General features: G+C 71.6%; 12 protein-coding genes. 8 read left to right on the forward strand and 4 right to left on the reverse strand.

From position 1 onward, the window contains the following. Window positions 1-53: 53 nt before the first annotated feature. Window positions 54-1,076: a zinc-dependent alcohol dehydrogenase family protein gene (locus tag KME78_RS03945; RefSeq protein WP_219527358.1), complete on the forward strand. Its 1,023-nt coding sequence runs from the start codon at window positions 54-56 to the stop codon at window positions 1,074-1,076. On the opposite strand, the gene pdxR is transcribed toward KME78_RS03945, so the two are convergent. The 4 genes from pdxR to KME78_RS03965 form a co-directional block, all read right to left on the reverse strand. Then, window positions 1,066-2,535: a MocR-like pyridoxine biosynthesis transcription factor PdxR gene (gene pdxR / locus KME78_RS03950; protein ID WP_219527359.1), complete on the reverse strand. Its 1,470-nt coding sequence runs from the start codon at window positions 2,533-2,535 to the stop codon at window positions 1,066-1,068. The genes KME78_RS03945 and pdxR overlap by 11 nt on opposite strands. A gap of 289 nt (window positions 2,536-2,824) precedes the next feature. After that, a complete protein-coding gene (locus KME78_RS03955; RefSeq protein ID WP_219527360.1) occupies window positions 2,825-8,134 on the reverse strand; it encodes a DNRLRE domain-containing protein in 5,310 nt (1,769 codons plus the stop codon). A 123-nt stretch (window positions 8,135-8,257) separates the two neighbouring features. Then, entirely contained in the window at window positions 8,258-9,211 is a 954-nt protein-coding gene (locus tag KME78_RS03960) for a hypothetical protein (RefSeq protein ID WP_219527361.1), read from the reverse strand. A gap of 206 nt (window positions 9,212-9,417) precedes the next feature. Further along, complete coding sequence (locus KME78_RS03965) at window positions 9,418-10,287, reverse strand: fumarylacetoacetate hydrolase family protein (RefSeq protein WP_219527362.1); 870 nt, start codon at window positions 10,285-10,287, stop codon at window positions 9,418-9,420. A gap of 106 nt (window positions 10,288-10,393) precedes the next feature. Here KME78_RS03965 and KME78_RS03970 point away from each other — a divergent pair, with 106 nt between their 5' ends. The 7 genes from KME78_RS03970 to KME78_RS04000 all read left to right on the forward strand — a co-directional run bounded on the left by KME78_RS03970 (window position 10,394) and on the right by KME78_RS04000 (window position 17,481). After that, window positions 10,394-11,095, forward strand: coding sequence for a FadR/GntR family transcriptional regulator (locus KME78_RS03970; RefSeq protein WP_219527363.1), 702 nt, complete (start codon window positions 10,394-10,396; stop codon window positions 11,093-11,095). An 8-nt stretch (window positions 11,096-11,103) separates the two neighbouring features. After that, a complete protein-coding gene (locus KME78_RS03975) occupies window positions 11,104-11,868 on the forward strand; it encodes an enoyl-CoA hydratase/isomerase family protein (RefSeq protein WP_219527364.1) in 765 nt (254 codons plus the stop codon). Continuing rightward, window positions 11,868-13,046 carry a CaiB/BaiF CoA transferase family protein gene (locus KME78_RS03980; RefSeq protein ID WP_219527365.1) on the forward strand — a complete coding sequence of 393 codons (1,179 nt, stop codon included), beginning with the start codon at window positions 11,868-11,870 and terminating at the stop codon, window positions 13,044-13,046. The genes KME78_RS03975 and KME78_RS03980 overlap by 1 nt, the downstream gene beginning before the upstream one ends. Continuing rightward, window positions 13,034-14,071 carry a type 2 periplasmic-binding domain-containing protein gene (locus tag KME78_RS03985; protein ID WP_219527366.1) on the forward strand — a complete coding sequence of 346 codons (1,038 nt, stop codon included), beginning with the start codon at window positions 13,034-13,036 and terminating at the stop codon, window positions 14,069-14,071. The genes KME78_RS03980 and KME78_RS03985 overlap by 13 nt, the downstream gene beginning before the upstream one ends. Continuing rightward, complete coding sequence (locus KME78_RS03990) at window positions 14,068-14,772, forward strand: SDR family NAD(P)-dependent oxidoreductase (protein ID WP_219527367.1); 705 nt, start codon at window positions 14,068-14,070, stop codon at window positions 14,770-14,772. The genes KME78_RS03985 and KME78_RS03990 overlap by 4 nt, the downstream gene beginning before the upstream one ends. Then, window positions 14,769-15,815, forward strand: a complete 1,047-nt coding sequence (locus KME78_RS03995; protein WP_219527368.1) for an aldose 1-epimerase family protein — start codon at window positions 14,769-14,771, stop codon at window positions 15,813-15,815. Before KME78_RS03990 ends, KME78_RS03995 begins: the two co-directional genes overlap by 4 nt. Window positions 15,816-16,086: 271 nt before the next feature. Continuing rightward, on the forward strand, window positions 16,087-17,481 hold the full coding sequence (locus KME78_RS04000) for a family 2B encapsulin nanocompartment shell protein (protein ID WP_219527369.1): 1,395 nt from the start codon (window positions 16,087-16,089) through the stop codon (window positions 17,479-17,481). Window positions 17,482-17,491 lie beyond the last annotated feature (10 nt).

Below are 17,491 nucleotides of genomic sequence, written 5' to 3' on the forward strand. Positions count from 1 at the left end.
CAGCGCTGCTGAGACCCACAGATTCTGGACAACAGGCTCAAGGAGTGAACGATATGCGTGGTGTAGTCATGCACGCCCCCGGCGATGTCCGGGTGGAGGAGATCGACGGACCCAAGATCACCGCCCCGACGGATGCGATCATCCGGCTGTCGGCGACCTGCGTCTGCGGCTCGGACCTGTGGCCCTACCGCGGCGTGGACGCCGTCGACCAGCCCACACCGATGGGACACGAGTACGTCGGGATCGTCGAGGAGGTCGGCAGCGAGGTCAGGAACGTCAAGCCCGGCCAGTTCGTCGTCGGCTCGTTCGTCTCCTCCGACGGCACCTGCGAGATCTGCCGCGCGGGCTATCCCTCCTCCTGCGTCCACCGCGTGTTCATGAACGAGGTCGGCACCCAGGCGGAACGCGCCCTGATCCCGAACGCCGACGGCACGCTCGTCGCCACTCCTGGCATGCCCGACGCGGACCTGATCCCCAGCCTCCTGGCCGCCTCCGACGTCCTGGGCACCGGCTGGTTCGGGGCGGTGGCCGCGCAGGCCGGCCCCGGCAAGAGGGTCGCGGTCGTCGGCGACGGCGCGGTCGGCCTGCTGGCCGTACTGGCCGCCAAGCAGCTGGGCGCCGAGCAGATCATCGCCATGAGCCGCCACGAGTCGCGCCAGAAGCTGGCCCGGGAGTTCGGCGCCACCGACATCGTCACCGAGCGCGGCGACGAGGGCGTGGCCAAGGTCAAGGAGCTGACCGGCGGGCTGGGCGCCCACTCGGTCGTCGAGGCGGTCGGCACCCAGGAGTCGATGCAGCAGGCCATCCGCTCCACCCGCCCCGGTGGCAACGTCGGCTTCGTGGGCGTCAACCACGACGTCGCCCTCAGCGGGGAGGAACTCTTCTTCGCCCAGGTCAATCTGCTCGGCGGCCCGGCCCCGGTGCGCCAGTACCTGCCCGAGCTCATCGACCTGATCTGGGAACGGAAGATCAACCCCGGCAAGGTCTTCGACCTCACCCTGCCGCTGGAGCAGGCCGCCGAGGGCTACCGGGCCATGGACGAGCGCCGGGCCATCAAGACCCTGCTCACCCCCTGACGTTCCACATCTTGGTTCTGTCGATCGCGTCGGCCAGGCGGGAGACGCCCTCCGCCACAGCGCTGTCGGCGAGGTTGCCGTACCCCAGGATCAGCGTCGAATCTCCGGCCCCCGCCTCCGAGGCGTAGTTGCCGACGGCGTCGACGCTGACCCCGTCGCGGGCCGCGGCGGCGACGACCTCGGTGGCCCGGACACCGTCGAGGTGGAGCAGCAGGTGAAGGCCGGCCGCCGCCCCGGAGACCCGGGCTCCCGGCAGCCGGCAGGCCAGCTCGCCGACCAGGACGTCACGGCGGGCCCGGTAGCGCCGCCGGCAGGCCCGCAGGTGACGGTCGTAGCCGCCGTCGTCCAGGAACCAGGCGAAGGCCAGCTGATCGAGTACGGACGGCGGCAGGCCCAGCGGGTTGGCCACGGCGACGTCCGATGTCCAGCGTGGCGGGGTGGCGAACCAGCCGATGCGCAGAGCCGGTGACAGCGTCTTGCTGACCGAGCCGAGCAGGGCCGTCCGCGAGGGCGCCATGCCCTGGATCGCGGCGACCGGGCGGCGGTCGTAGCGGTAGTCGGCGTCCTTGTCCTCTTCCAGGAGGATGCCGTCGACGTCATGAGCCCACCGGATGAGCTCGGCCCGCCGCGCGGGCGCCAGGACCGTACCGGTGGGGAACTGGTGTGCCGGTGCGACGATGGCGGCCCTGATCCACGGCTGGTCGCGCAGGAGATCGACGCGGAGCCCGTCCCCGTCGACGCCGATGGGAACGGCGACCAGCCCGGCGTCCACGACCGCCTCGCGGGTCCAGGTCCAGCCGGGGTCCTCCACGGCCAGGTGGGTGTGGCCGTGTTCGCGCAGGCCGCGGGCGATCCGGGCCAGGCCGTCGGTGGTCCCCGCGCAGATCGTCAGATCCTCGGCCGCGATGGCGGCACCGCGCGAGCGCGTCAGGTATCCGGCGAGGGTCTCCCGCAGGTGCGGGTGCCCGGCGTGTTCCAGATAGCCGAGGTCGGTGAACGGGGACTGCCGCCCCGCCTCCCGTACGGCGTCCGCCCACCGTTTGCGCGGGAACGCCCGCAGATCGGGCAGGCCGGGCGTGAAGTCGAAACGCGGATGGGCGAACGGCGGACCCAGACGGGCGGGCTGCGGGACCGGGCGAGCGGGCGGGTCACCGAAACCGGGCCGCGTCCCCGTGGCCGGGCCGGTCACCCCGGGGCGGACTCGGGTGGCCGAGCCGGTGCGTGCTTCGAGGTAGCCCTCGGCGGCCAGTTGCGCGTACGCCTCGGTGACCACCCAGCGCGAGCAGCCCAGGTCGGCCGCCAGCGTACGGCTGGGCGGCAGCGCGCTGCCGGCGGCGATCCGGCCGCCGACGATCGCGGACCGCAGCGCCCTGCGCAGGCGGTCATGCAGGGGCCCCGCCGGCTGCGCGTCGAGATCCAGCAGCGTGTCCCATGCGGCATTGGTCTGGTTCTTCGGCATCTAATTGGCCAGGGTAGCCAATCCGCTTCGACCTACCGTGGACATCACCCGATATGGAGGAGATCAGGCATGGGTACCCGCGAAGACGGTAATGGCGTTCCCCCCTGGCTGCTCGCGGCCGGCCTGTCGGGACGGCCGGGGACGCCCACGGGGATGCTGGCCGGCAGGCCTCGGCGATCGTCGGAGGGGTGGGTGAGAGCTCTGGCGAGAGCGATCACCCGAGGCCGCCACTAGTAACCCGCCCAGTGCGGTTCCGGCCACCCAGTGACCGGAACCGCACGAGGACGGCTCAGTAGGGCCGTTGGAGGAAGCGGCCCAGCGACGGGTCGTACAGGCGCCCCGACACCAGGACCGTCCCGTCCAGCGTGGTCGGGTGGAACGCGCCGCCCAGCCACCCGTAGCGGCGCGGCTCGGAGGCCACGCCGAACTCGTCGTACCCGACCACGGTGGCCAGGCCGCCGTCGAGGTCCAGCTCAGTGCCCACGTCTCCGCCGACGGTGAGCAGTTGGAGGCGTACCGACCCGGTCGCGCCCGTGAGCGCGGCAAGCTCGCCACCCACACCGGCCACGTGACGGACGACCGCGCCGTTCTCGGTGACCCAGGAGGGCTGGTCTCCGTCAGAGGCGTAGTGGTGGACGGTGACCGCGCCCGTCTCGGTGGTCTCCGACCTGACCCGGCCCGCCGGATCGCGCGTCCAGGTCAGGCTCCGCCGGCCGGAGGTCTGTTTGGCCGGCCCGCCGTCGGCGAAGTAGCCGATGGTCCGCCCGCCGGGCAGCGAGGTGGTGCGGCCCGCCGGGTCGTAGCCGTAGCCGTCTCCGGTCAGTCTGCCGTCGGAGGTGTAGGCGTACGTCGTGATGCTCGCGGCCGAGTCGTCGGCCACCGGGCAGTCCTCCTCCGACGCCTGCACGGCCAGCCGGACCCGGTTGCCCGCGCCGTCGTAGCCGTAGCGGCGCAGCGTGCACAGCGGGAAGGCCATTTCCAGCACCGAGGCGAGCTGCCCCGCCTTGTCGTAGCCGGCCTGCCGCTCGGACATGGTGTCGCTGCGCATGCGCAGCAGCTCCTGGCCGTGGACGTTCCGGCCGATCTGGTCGATCATCACCGGGCCTTCCAGCCCGTCCTTGGTGTAGATCCGGGCGTAGTTCTGCCCGCGCTCGTCGTACGCGGAGACCAGGTGCAGCCCGCCCGGCAGGTCGCCCTCGATCTGGCGGCCCTCCTCGTCGTAGCGGGCGGTGAAGGTGCCCGCGACCGAGTCGGTGACCGAGGTGGGCAGGCCGCGCGGCTCGGCCGTGTGGTCGTAGGCGTAGACCCTGGTGGACGAGGCCGAGTCCACGACCTTGGCCGGGCGGTCGAGGTCGTCGTACTCGGTGCGGGTCTGGCCGCCGTCCGCGTCGGTGTGGGAGATGACCCGGCCCAGCCGGTCATAGGCCGTCACGATCTTCTCCGTGCCGCGCCACCGCTCGGTGGGCCGGCCGGTGGCCGGGCTGTAGCCGAGGCCGATCTCGGCCTCCCCGCCGGTCTGGGTCGTGATGGGCCGCCCGGCCGGGTCACGCTTGATCGTGGTGACCGTGCCTGCCTCGGTCACCGTGTTCGGCAGGCCGGCGGCGGTGTAGGTGTACGTCCGCCCGCCGTCCTGGCACACCAGGCCCGCCCACTCCGGCCGACCGCCGCACGGGGCGCTGCCGGTCGCCGCGTAGAGGATGGGCGGGGCAGTGTCGGCGGTGACGGCCCGGCCGCCGGGGTCGCGGACCGTCTTGAGCTGCCGGCCGGTGGCCCAGTCGTAGGTGATGGCGGTGGTCCTGACGTCCGCGTCCGGCTTGGACTCGCGCCCGACGATCACGGCGCCGGTCTTGACGGTGGTCGGCAGGTCGCGGGCCGCCGCGCCAGTGGGCCGGCCCTCGTCGTACGTGCTCACGGTGCGGGTCCTGGCGCCGATGCCGTACCCGGCGGGCAGGTCGTCCACGTCGGACTCCAGGTTCACGATGTGGACCGGGCTCAGCTCCTCGACCTCGCGACGGCCCGAGGCGTCATAGACCGAGCGGGTGGACAGCAGTTCCGCCCGCTCGTCCGCGCTGTAGCCGGTGATGGCCAGCTCGGCGAGCCGGTAGTCGGTCGTGGGCCGCTGCGACAACTCCCTGTTCGCGGCGGTGAGCACGCGCGTCGCGTGGCCGAACCGGTCGTAGCCGGTGGCGGACAGGTGCCCGCCGGGGGTCAGCACGTTGACCGCCCGGCCAGATTCGTCCAGGTAGGTCACGGTTGGTCGGGTCATCGACCCCGGTGGGTGCACCGCCGTGGCCGTCACGGGAACGTCCGCCTGTCCCCAGGCCGCGATGGCCGTGGCCGTCAGATCGGCCGCGCCGCCGGCCGCCTTGCCGAGCGGCACCCCGTACACGATGGTGCTCTTGGCCTCGCCCGCGAGCTGGTCGGCGGTGCCCGGCTTGAGCGTGGGGCGGGCGACGGTCTTCAGGCGGCCGTCGGTGTCGTAGCCGAAGGTCCACGGCAGCTCTCCCGGCGGGGTGAGCGTCGAGACGCGGCCCGCGCCGTCGTAGCCGTAGACGGTCTTCAGCACCGGGGTGATCCTCGGGTCCCAGGTCTCGGCGAGGCGTCCGGCGCTGTCGTAGCCGTACTGGGTGATCACGGCTCCTTGCAGGGACACGGTGCTGAGGCGGCCGTCGGCGCCGTAGCCGAAGTCGAGCGTGTGGCCGGATCGGGTGAGCGACTTCGGCCGGTCCTGGTCGTAGGCGTACTCGGTGGGCAGGTACCGGTCCCCTTGCTTGGCGAACGTGGTCGCCTGGCCCAGCGAGTCGGTGAGCGTGTACGTGCCGGTGAGCGTCAGGTCCTCGGCGCCGCGCTCCGGCTTCCATCCGTCCTTGGTCCTGGTGAACTGGACCGGCGTGCCGTCGGCCCTGGTCACCTGGACCGAGCTCGGCGAGGTCTCCACGAGTGAGGGGACCCCCTGTGACCAGCCGGGGGTCCTGGAGGTGGCCGTCCGGGTGAGTGTCAGGCCGAACGGGCCGCCCGCGGTGGTCTGGAGGCGGTAGTCGCCGGTCAGCAGGTTCAGCGTGCCGGGGCCGACCTCGCTGGTCGCCGCCTTGGTGGCGCGGCGGTCGACGACGATTTCGGCGGACGGCGACTCCACCGGTGTGCCCCCCGTGCCGGTGACCAGCGCGCGCACCCGCACCGCGGCGTCGCCGAGCTGGGTTCCGGCATCCCAGACCAGGCCGGACACCTTGTTGGGCGCGGCCACGGGCCAGGCGGTCAGGGGCTTGCCGTCGGCGGTGACCACGTTCGCCACGGGGAGGTCGGCCCACTCGTCGGTCTCGGCCCGCCGGTACTGGAACCTCGCCTGGGTGAACCCGATGCCGGTCACCGCGAGCGGGACCTTGCCGGTGCTCCGCAGGCCGTCCTGCGGCCCGTCGAGCGTGGCCACGGCCGTGCCCGAGCCGACGTTGAAGGCGTACACGGTGGTCGGCGAGGCGTTCCCGGCCTTGTCCAGGGTGTACACGCTGACAGTGTGGGCGCCCACGGTCGGCGGGGTCAGCTTGGCGGAGACCGCCGCGCCGGTGGTGAGCACCTTCGTGACCGCCGCGTCGTCGAGCCGGTAGGCGATCCAGCCGGTGTCGGTGTTCGCGGGCGTGAAGGTGAAGGTGCCCGGTTTGCCGGCGTCGCCGTGCAGGCCGCCGTCGGCCGGGTAGTCGGCCGAGGCGACCGAGGGCGCGGGCGGTTTGACGGTGTCCACGGAGAACGTCGCCGTCTGGTACGCCTTCGAGCTGAGCGACCCGTCGTTGGCCCACGACCGGATCGTGTAGGTCTTGCCGTTGGCGAGCTTTCCGGCGGGCACGTTCGCGCCGGAGAAGCCGTTGCTGGCCACGTACGCGCCGTAGAGGTTGTCGATGACCAGCGTCGAGCCGGCGTACACGTCGAACAGGCCGCGCACGTTTCCGCCGTCGGGATCGCGCACGTGGTTGCGTAGTTGCGGGGTGAGCGTGTTGGTCCAGCTCGTGCCGTTGTAGTCGACGTACGGGGAGAGCCAGGTGGAGACCGGGGTGCTCGGGTAGGAGTTGTACGTCACCGAGATGTACGGCAGGTGGGCCGAGGCGTTGCCCGAGTTGAAGCGCTTCCAGGCGTACTCGTCGGTCTCGCTGGCGGCCCGCAGGCCCATGCCGGACTCCTTCCACCCCTCGTTGGCCCAGTACTGCACCAGCGAGGTGACATTGGCGCTCACCCAGCCGTCGGCGCAGCCGCTGCCCCAGCCCTTGGTCTCACTGGAGGCGGCGTACTTGTCGGCCAGCGCCGGGCCGGGCCAGCGCGAGGACGTCGAGGCCCGGTTGGCCGACCACACCTCCCATGACCTGGTGTTGCACGACCACGAGTGGAAGTTCCAGAGCTTCAGCGACGCCGCGGTGATCTTCTTGCCCGCGATGCCGGGGGTCTTCCATGTGATGAACGACCGGGCGACCTGGCCGCTGCCGTTGTTGCCGATCTTGAGCTCGGTCGCGCCCGACTGGTCGGTGCCGTAGCCCTCCTGAACGAACGTATCGAAGACCTGGCCGAGGTTGAGCGAAGGATCGACCGTGACGGGGTACTTCGTGGCCGGGTCGCCGAGGAAGGCGGGGTCGGGGGTGAGAACGAGGTCCTGACCGGACACCTTCATGGCGACGGGCGAGCGGCGCAGGTGGTCGCCCGAGCCCGGATCCACCGTGGCGTCCCACATGACGGGGGCCGGGATGGTGGCGGCCGTCCTGCCCTTGCCGTCCACCAGCTCGACGCCGCCGTCCGGAGCCTGGCGGGGCCGCACGCCGGGCGCGCTGAGCCGCAGGGTGTACGAGAGCGGGGTGGCGGGGCGGGCCTTGAGCAGCAGGAACTGCTCGGCTCCTGTCCTGGTGGCGGTGACGACCAGGTCGGCGCCCGGCATGACGTCGGGGTACGTGGCCGTCTCACCGGACAGGCGTGGCGTGGGCAGGGCGCCCTTCCACTGCAAGGTCACCTTGGTGGCGCCCTCGCCGATCGTGATCAGGTCGGTCACCCCGGTCGCCCCGGACGTCTCGGTCGCCCCGGTCCCGGACGTTCCGGTCGCCCCGGACGCCTTAGACGCCTCGGCTGCCTCGGACGTCTGCCGGGCCACGCCTGGCCGTCCGCCGCCGAGCCTGAGCGCCCGGCCGTGGCCTCGGGTCACGATCTCGCCCGACGGCGCCTCGGTGAGGGAGATGTCCACCGGCGCCCACGCGCCGTCGCGGCGGAACCTGACCGGGCCGGCGAACGAGTCGACCGTCAGCGTGCCGTCCGGGTTGGCGTAGGTGGTGGTGGTCTCGGTACGGGCGTCCGCGACCTCCACCCGCCGCCCGCTCAACCGGGCGGACAGCCGGGCCGAGGCCTCGTCGGGCGCACTCGGCTCGGCCGCGAGCCGAGCGGGCGCACTCGGGTCGTCCCCCGGCTTCGACGCGGCGACCAGAGACGGCGATCCAGCGGCGGTGGGGGCGGCGGCCGGGGACGGCGACCCGGCGGTGGGTGATTCGGCGGCGGCGGGCGATGGGAGCGCGGCCAGCGGAAGAAGCAGCAGAGCGAGACCACCGGCGAGGGCCCGTGGCGTGATGGCAGGCATGGGTGCTCCGGGAGATGTGCGCGTAGGGCAACGTGAAAGGCGTGCGCGTGGGCGACGCGGAAGCTGTGCGCGTAGGGCGACGCCCCCGCCGGACCGGCGGGGGCGTCGGAATGGTGCGGGGGTTTACTTCTTCTGACAGCTCTTCTTCCGGACCTCGTACCAGACGATGCCCGGCGCCTGGAACCGGACCGCGAAGCACTGGCCCTTGTTGGCGGCTTCCCGGACCTTGTAGACGGCCGACGCGCCACCCGCCGTGTAGGCGATCTTGCAGATCAGCTTGGCCTTGCCCTTGAGCTTGTCGCAGGCGTACTTCATCGCCTCGATGGCACCGGCGACGCCGGCCACGAACCAGGCGTTGTAGATCTTCTTGGTGAGCTTCTTCGAGAAGATGAGCCGGCACATGGCCTTCCACCACTCGCACTGCAGCTTGAGCGCGGGGTCGGCGACCACGGGGTAAGCGGCACCCGCGTGGTTGACCGTCTGGATGAGCGTCATGCCCTCCACCCGGTACGAGGTCGGCACCGCGTTGCCGTTGGCGTCCTTGGCCCAGGGCAGGTCGATCTCGCCGAGATAGATGTCGTTGTTGTAGATCAGGACGGTGCCGTCGTCGTCCTCGACCTCCAGCATGCTGCCCTCAGGGGCGGAGATCGGGAATCGGTACTCGGTCGGCGCCGAGGAGTCCTTGATGATGGTCAGCGCCCGGGCGATCTGGCCGGTGCGCTGGTGGGCGTAGGCGACGCTGGGCTGCTTGGCGGCGTAGGTGACCAGGCCGGGGAGCGGCTGGCTGCCGTTGCCGGCGGCGTCCGGCATGCCGATGCCGATGTCGCTCTCACTGACGGTCGCGACCAGGGTGCGGTCGGGGTCCGTCGCGATGGCGAACGGCCGCTGGACATCGCCTTCGGGGATCTCGGTGGGAGGCGTGGTCCTGGCCTCTTCGACGATCTCGGGGACGACCTGGGTGAGTGCCGCCAGAGCGGGATCCGTGTCCGCGATGGCCGGGGTTCCGGCGGCGTTCACGGTGCTCAGAGCCAATAGCGCCGCCATGGCGGCGACGACGGCCCGGGTGGAGATGCGCACGAATGTCCTTCCACTATCGGTGGGGGCAACGCACAAACGCCGCAAACGTAAAGATCATTATTGGCCGGTTAGGTGATCTTGGATGGACGAGCGGTAAACGTTTGCTGTCTTCCGGCGTTCCGTCACGGAACGCGATCGCACGCCCCCAGGCGGCATGCGAAAGGGCCGGGCGCCACAGACATGCCCGGCCCTTTGTGCGCGCCAGGTCAGCGGCGCATGGCGGCCAGGCCCTTCACCACGGCGCTGGTCAGGGTGCCGATCTCGGCGATGCCGATGGTCACGGTGTCGCCGTCGTGCAGCGTGAACGGCAGATCGGGGACCAGGCTGGTGCCGGTGGAGAGCACCGCCCCGTCGGGGAAGACATCCGCCCGGAACAGATACCCGGCCAGGTCGTCCAGGCGCCGGTGCAGCTCCGAGGTGGACGCCTTGCCGTTCCAGACCGTCTCCCCCGCCCTGGCGATGGTCAGCGTGATGTCCAGCGCGTACGGGTCGGCCACCTCCCAGACGGGCCTGATCGCCGGGCCGACCGCGCACGCCCCCAGATAGATCTTGGCCTGCGGCAGGTACAGCGGGTTGACCCCCTCGATGGTGCGCGAGCTGACGTCGTCGACCACCGTGTAGCCCGCGATCTCCCCCGCGGCGTTCAGCACCAGGCCCAGCTCCGGCTCCGGCACGTCGATCTCCGAGTCGGCGCGTACGGCGATCCGGCCGCCGTCCCCCGACACCTTCCAGGCCACGGACTTGAAGAACAGCTCGGGCCGCTCGGCGTCGTAGACGAGCTCGTACACGTCGGCCGCCCGCTCGCTCTCGGTCACCCGCGCCTCGCGCGAACGCCGGTAGGTGACGCCCGCGGCCCACACCTCCATCAGCCCGTCCACGGGTGCGAGCCGGCGGACGGACGCGGACGGGTGCCGCGGACCGGCCGCGGCCGCGCACCGCTCGCGCAGCTCCGCGACGGGCAGGCGGAGCAGCTCGCCGACGGTGGTGACCCCCTCCAGCTGCGCCACCTGGTCGCCGTCGTCGACGCCGACGGCGTCCGCGCTGGTCAGTGGGCTGACAAAACGTACGATGTGCATGAGACTCCCAGCTTCATCTGATGAAGTCCGAACTTCATCAGATGAAAGTCTATGAAAAACCCGACTGTCCCGATACTGTGCCAAACATCCGAATACGGAGGAAACCGTGGCAACCGATCCTTACCCGGACACGGCCCGGCATGCCCACGTCGTGCACGCCCTGGGTGCCCGGATCGTCGACGGCTCGCTGGTCCCCGGCACGCCCATCCCGATCGAGGAGCAGCTGGTCAACGAGCTCGGCGTGGGCCGTTCGGCCGTACGGGAAGGCGTGAAGGTGCTGGCCGGCAAGGGCCTGCTGGAGACCAGGAGGAGCGCGGGCACCCGCGTCCGTCCGCGCGAGTCCTGGAACCTGCTCGACGCCGACGTGCTGAGCTGGCGCTTCGTGCCCGACGCGACGGCCGGGGACATCCGGGTGCTGGCCGACCTGCGGGTCGCGCTGGAGCCCGGGGCGGCCCGGGTGGCGGCCGAGCGGGCGGACGCGGCGGCCATCCAGCGCATCGACGAGGCCCTGGCCGCGCTGCACGCCACGGCCGACGACCCCGACCCCTTCATCGGCGCCGACCTGGCCTTTCACCGGGCGATATTCGGCGCCGCCGACAACGACCTGCTGCTCTACATCTACGACATGATCAGCATCGCCCTGCGCTCGGTACGGCAGGTGCACACCCGATCGGTCGCGCACAACAAGGAAACGCTGCCCAATCACGAGCGCGTGGCCGTGGCCATCAGGCGCCGCCATCACCGCAAGGCCGAGGAGGCCATGCGCGAGGTGGTCGAGGTCGCCCGCGCCGACGCGCTCCACTGCTGAGGGGATCCATGGACGTCCTTCTCGACGTGGACGGCCCGGTGGCCGTCATCACCCTGAACAGACCCGCCAAGCTCAACGCCATCACCCCCGAGATGGCCGGCGCGCTGCGTGCCTGCCTCGACCGCGTGGACGCCGACCCCGGCATCCGGGTGGCCGTGCTCACCGGCGCCGGGGAGCGCTCGTTCTGCGTGGGCAGCGACATTCGCGAGCTCGACGCGTACGCCACGCCGTGGGAGTTCCGCAACCGCGGCGACTACGGCGACGCGGTCCGCGCGCTGCGCAAGCCGATCATCGCCGCCGTCAACGGCTACGCCTACGGCGGCGGGCTGGAGCTGGCCATGGCCTGCGACATCCGGCTGGCCGCGAGCACCGCCACGTTCGCCGCTCCCGAGATCAAGCTCGGCTGGATCGGCGGCAGCGGCCAGTCGGCCCTGCTCGCCCACGCCGTCGGCCCCGGGAACGCGGCCGTCATGCTGCTCACCGGCGACCCGATCGACGCCGCGCGGGCCAGGGACTGGGGGCTCGTCACCGAGGTGCTGCCTCCGGAGGAGCTGCTGCCGGCCGTACGGGAACTGGCCGACAAGATCGCCGCCCGGCCGCCGATCGCGGCCCAGACGGCCAAGGCCAACCTCAGGGCGGCGTACGCGATGCCCCTCGACCAGGCCATCCAGTACGAACGCGACCTGCAGACCGTCTGCTTCGCCACCGCCGACGCGGCCGAGGGCCGGGCCGCGTTCGCCGCGCGCCGCGAGCCCGTCTTCGAGGGGCGCTGATGGGCGTCCTCGACGGTTACCGCGTGGTCGACCTGTCCATCGCCATGGCGGGGCCACTGGCCGCCATGCGCCTGGGCGACCTGGGCGCGGACGTGATCAAGGTGGAGCCGGTGACCGGCGAGTGGCAGCGCCACGCTCCCGCCGGAGGCGCCACGGGCCATCGGGTCAACGCCTCGTTCCTGTCGCTCAACCGCAACAAGCGCAGCCTGGCCGTGAACCTCAAGTCGGACGAGGGCCGCGACATCGTCCACCGGCTGGCCGCGACGGCGGACGTGTTCCTGCAGAACTACCGGCCCGGCGTGGCCGAGCGGCTCGGCATGGACCACGCCACCATCAGCGGGCTCAATCCGCGCGTCATCTACGTCTCCATGTCCGGGTACGGCGAGACCGGCCCGTACGTGTCGCGGCCGGGACAGGACCTGCTGCTCCAGGCCATGAGCGGCGCCATGCTCAGCACCGGCCGGGACGGCGATCCCCCGGCGCCCGCCGGCACCTACGCGATCGACGCGATCACCGCCTACAGCGCCTTCGAGGGCGCGCTGGCCGCGCTGCTGCACCGCGAGCGCACCGGCGAGGCCCAGCGGGTGAGCGTCAACATGCTCGACGCGGCCATCGCCGTACAGATGCAGGAGCTGTCGGTCTTCACCGTCGGCGGGGTCCCGCAGCGGCGCGGGCGCGAGCCGCACGGCCACACCTACATCCGCGCGCCGTACGGGGTGTTCGCCACCAAGGACGGCTATCTCGCGCTCGGCATGCCCCGGCTCGACGGGCTGGCCGTCGCCCTCGACCTGCCGGAACTGGCCGGCATGGACGGCCACACCCAGCGCGACGAGATCACCTCGACGGTCGCCCGGCGGCTGCCCGACCGCACCACCGCCGAGTGGCTGGAGATCTGCGCCCGCCACGACCTGTGGGCGGGCCAGGTGTACGGCTACGCGGAGCTGGTGGCCGACCCGCAGGTGCGGCACAACGGCTCGTTCGTCACCTATGACCACCGCACCGAGGGCACGGTCACCACGCCCGGCTTCCCGTACGGCTTCAGCGCCACCCCGCCCCAGGTACGCAGGGGCGCCCCGCTGGTGGGCGAGCACACCGCGGAGATACTCGGCGAGCTCGGCTACCCGGCGGAACGTACGGCCGAGCTGGTGGAGAAGGGTGTGCTGGCGTGCGAGGACTGACCTGGGACCACCCCCGCGGCCACGCCCCGCTCGACGAGCTCACCCGCCTCGACCTGGCCGGGCCGAACCCGTACGGGGACGTGCCCGAGCCGATCGAGTGGGACCGTCAGCCGCTCGAAGGGTTCGAGTCCGAGCCGATCGCTGCGCTCTGCGAGTCGTACGACGTGCTGGTGATCGACCATCCCGGGCTGGGCGCGGCGCTGGACTCGCTGGTGCCGATGGACGAGCTGTTCCCGGCGGCCGAGCTGGCGCGCTTCCGTGCAGGGGCGGTCGGCCGCTCGTATGACAGCTACCACCTGGACGGGCGCCAGTGGGCGCTGCCGCTCGACGCGGCCACCCAGGTGGCCGCCGCCTGGCCCGGGGTGCGGATCCCGGAGACCTGGGCCGAGACGGTGGAGTTCGCGCGGGAGGGCGGGCGGCTGGCGCTGTGCCTGGGCGGGCCGCACGCGTTCCTGATGTTCTGCGCGCTGTGCTCGGGCGACTTCCTCGACCGCGAAGAGGGACTGCGGGCGCTGGAGCTCATAGCCGAGCTGCTCGCGCTGGCCGAGCCCGAGGTCTCGCTACGCAACCCGATCGGCGTCCTCGACGCGATGGCGGCGGGCGGGCCGGACCTGTGCCCACTGGTGTACGGCTACGCGACCTACCCGCTGGCCTTCTCCGACGCCCCCGCCTGGCCCGGCCGGGCACCGGGCAGCGTGCTCGGCGGCACCGGCCTGGCGGTCTCCAAGAAGCGGATCGGTGGAATCGAGAACGCTGTACAAGCCCACCTGCGGCGGCTGCTATCGGAGCCGGTGCAGACCGGGCTGTTCCCCGCCACCGGAGGCCAGCCCGCCGCCCGTTCCGTCTGGGACGAGGCGGGCTTCTACCGCGACACCCGCGACACCGTGGAGGCGGCCTGGATCCGGCCGCGCTTCCCCGGCTACATCGCCAAGCAGCGGCGGACCTCCGCGCTGATCCGCGACGGCCTCACCACCGGCAGGCCGGCCCGCGCCATCCTCGACGACCTGCACAAGGAGTGGACATGACCACGGCGCTGGTAACCGGCGCGGCCGGAGCGCTCGGCCGGGCCATCGTCCGCCGCCTGGCCGCCGACGGCCACCAGGTGGCGGCGCTCGACCTCGACGCCGGCTCGCTCGACGGCACGCTCAACCTGGCGGCCGACCTGCGCGACCCGGCCGCCATCGAGGACGCCTTCGCCCGTACGGCCGACCGGCTCGGCCCGGTCGGGATCCTGGTCAACAACGCGGCCATCTATCCCAGCAGGCCGTTCCTGGAGGTGCCGCTGGCCGAGTACGACGACGTGCACGCGGTCAACCAGCGCGCCTACTGGCTGGCGGCCCAGCACGCGGCCAGGCAGATGACCTCGCTGGGCGCGGGCGCGATCATCAACATCGCGTCGATCACCATGCACGGCGGCTGGCCCGACCTGGCCGCCTACGTCGCCACCAAGGGCGCCGCCACCGCGCTGACCAGGGCCCTGGCCCGCGAGCTCGGACCGCGCGAGATCCGCGTCAACTGCGTCTCGCCCGGCGCCTTCCCCACGGCCGCCGAGGAGATCCATCCCGATCCCGAGGCGTACAACCGGTTCGTCCTGGAACGGCAGGCGCTCCAGCGGCGCGGCAGCCCGGAGGAGCTGGCCGCAGTGGTGTCCTTTCTCGCCGGACCCGACGCCTCGTTCGTCACCGGCCAGACCATCGAAGTCAACGGAGGGTGGGTGATGGCATGACGCCGACCCGCAGGCAACTGGCGGAACTCACCGGCGACCCGGCCGCGGCCGGCGGGGTCCGCCTGGTGACGCTCGGCGACGGCGCCGAGCGCGGCATCCGGACGCTGGAGTTCCGCACCGGTTCAGGACTGGCCTTCGACGTGCTGGTCGACCGGTGCATGGACATCGGCGCGGCCGAGCACGCCGGGCGGTCCTTCGGCTGGCGCTCCCCCACCGGCTTCCGTCATCCGGGGCTGCACGAGAACGCCGACGAGGACGGCCTGTCCTGGCTGCGTTCCTTCTCCGGGCTCATGGTCACGGCCGGGCTCGACCACACCCTGTTCGGCGGCGAGGTGCCCGCCGACACCTACCGCTACCCGCCCCGCACGTCCGTACGGCACGGCCTGCACGGCCGGGCCGGCAGCCTGCCCGCCCGGCTGACCGGCTACGGCGAGCGCTGGGACGGCGACCGCTGCGTCCTGTGGGCCGAGGGAGAGGTACGGCAGGCGGCGATCTTCGCCGAGAACCTGCGCCTGACCCGGCGCATCGAGGCCGACCTGGGCGGCGACGAGATCCGGCTGACCGACACCGTGACCAACGCGGGGTTCGAGCCGACGCCGCACATGTTCCTGTACCACATCAACCTCGGCTGGCCCCTGCTCGATGAGGGCGCCCGGTTCGAGGCGGACATCCGCGAGACCCTCTGGCAGACCGACAGCGTCGCCGAGCAGGGCGCCGACCACCTGACGCTCCCGGGTCCGGTGCCGGGCTTCGTGGAGCAGGTGTACGAACACGCGCTCAACCCCGACGCCCAGGGCCTGCACCGGGTCGCGGTGGTCAACGACCGGCTGGGCATGAAGGTCAGCGTGGAGTGGCGGGCCGCGCAGTTCCCGTGCTTCTTCGAGTGGCTGAACCTGCGCTCCGGCAACTACGCGGTCGGCCTGGAGCCGTCCACCCACCACGTGGGCGGTGACGCGGCGGCCCGGGAGGACGGCAGCATGATCTGGCTCGGCCCCCAGGAATCGCGCACCTACCAGACCACTTTCAGGGTCGAGACGCTCTGATTACTCATTAGATTGGGATATTTCGGCACGTACTCGGATTGTTGAATATAGGGAAATACCGGCGGCCAAAGGGCCATTGCCTGGTCGCGGAACGGCCCTTAGCATCAAAGACGCCGCGATCGACCACCAGCGTGGAGGCGACCGATAATTTGCTGACGACGCCGCTCATATCCCGCGCCACCAGGATTGAGGAATTATCCTCGTCGATCTGATGCTCTCCGGAACCCGTGCTTTCGGGTTTTATTTCACGATTCAGAGAGTGCGAGGAAACATGTCCACCGAGCAAGGGGAAAAGCCGCTGAGCCTGGGCACCCGGGCCGCGCGCAACCTGGCCACCACCACCAAGACCCGCCCGCAGATGCAGGCCATCACCTCCCGCTGGCTGCTGCGCATGCTCCCGTGGGTGGACGTGGCCGGAGGCACCTACCGGGTCAACCGCAGGCTCACCCACGCGGTGGGCCGCGGCCGGGTCGGCGTGGTGCAGGACGGGGCCGACGATGTGTGGATCATCCCGGAGACGCTCGCGGAGCTGCCCGTCCTGCGCGGGTTCGGCGACCTGGACGTGCTGGGCGCGATCGCCTCGACGTTCACGGCGCGGCACTTCCAGGCCGGGCAGGTCATCGTCGAGGCCGGGGCGCCGGTCACCGAGACCTTCGTCATCGCCCACGGCCGGCTCAACCGGCTGTCCACCGGCCAATACGGCGGCACGGTGACCCTCGGGGTCATCGCGGACGGCGACCAGTTCGGCGACGAGGCCCTAGAGCAGGACGCTCCCCGGTGGCCCTACTCGGTCAGGGCCGCCACCGCCGGGACGGTCATGGTGTCGCCGCGCCAGGAGTTCCAGCGGCTGATCGACGGATCGCCCGCCCTGCGGGCGCACGTCCAGCGTTACCTGGAGGGCACCCGCAGACCGGTCAACAAGCGCGGCGAGGCGGCGGTCGAGGTGGCCGCCGGGCACGTCGGCGAGCCGCATCTCGACGGCACCTTCGTGGACTACGAACTCAATCCGCGCGAGTACGAACTGAGCGTCTCGCAGACCATCCTGCGGGTCCACACCCGCGTGGCCGACCTCTACAACGACCCGATGAACCAGTTCGAGGAGCAGCTCCGCCTGACCATCCACGAGATCCGCGAGCGCCAGGAATGGGAGATGCTCAACAACCGCGAATTCGGGCTGCTGCACAACGCGGACTACGGACAGCGGATCAACACCTGGTCAGGCCCCCCGACCCCGGACGACCTGGACGACCTGATCAGCATGCGCCGCAAGACCCGCCTGCTGCTCGCGCATCCCAAGGCGATCGCGGCGTTCTTTCGCGAATGCAACAAGCGCGGCCTGGCCGTGGGCAGCGCCAACGTCAACGGCCACGAGATCCCGGCCTGGCGCGGCATCCCGATCTTCCCCTGCGGCAAGATCCCGATCACCGACGGGCACACCACCTCGATCGTGGCCATGCGCACGGGCGAGGAGGACCAGGGGGTGGTCGGCCTCCACCAGGTCGGCATCCCCGAGGAGTACGAGCCCTCCCTGAACGTCCGGTTCATGGAGACCAACGACCAGGCGGTGATGTCCTACCTGGTCAGCGCCTACTACTCGACGGCGATCCTGGTCCCCGACGCGATCGGGATCCTGGAGAACGCCGACATCGCCGCCCCTCGATCCTGACCGACTCATC

Source organism: Nonomuraea guangzhouensis, from assembly GCF_019396345.1.
GTDB lineage: Bacteria > Actinomycetota > Actinomycetes > Streptosporangiales > Streptosporangiaceae > Nonomuraea > Nonomuraea guangzhouensis.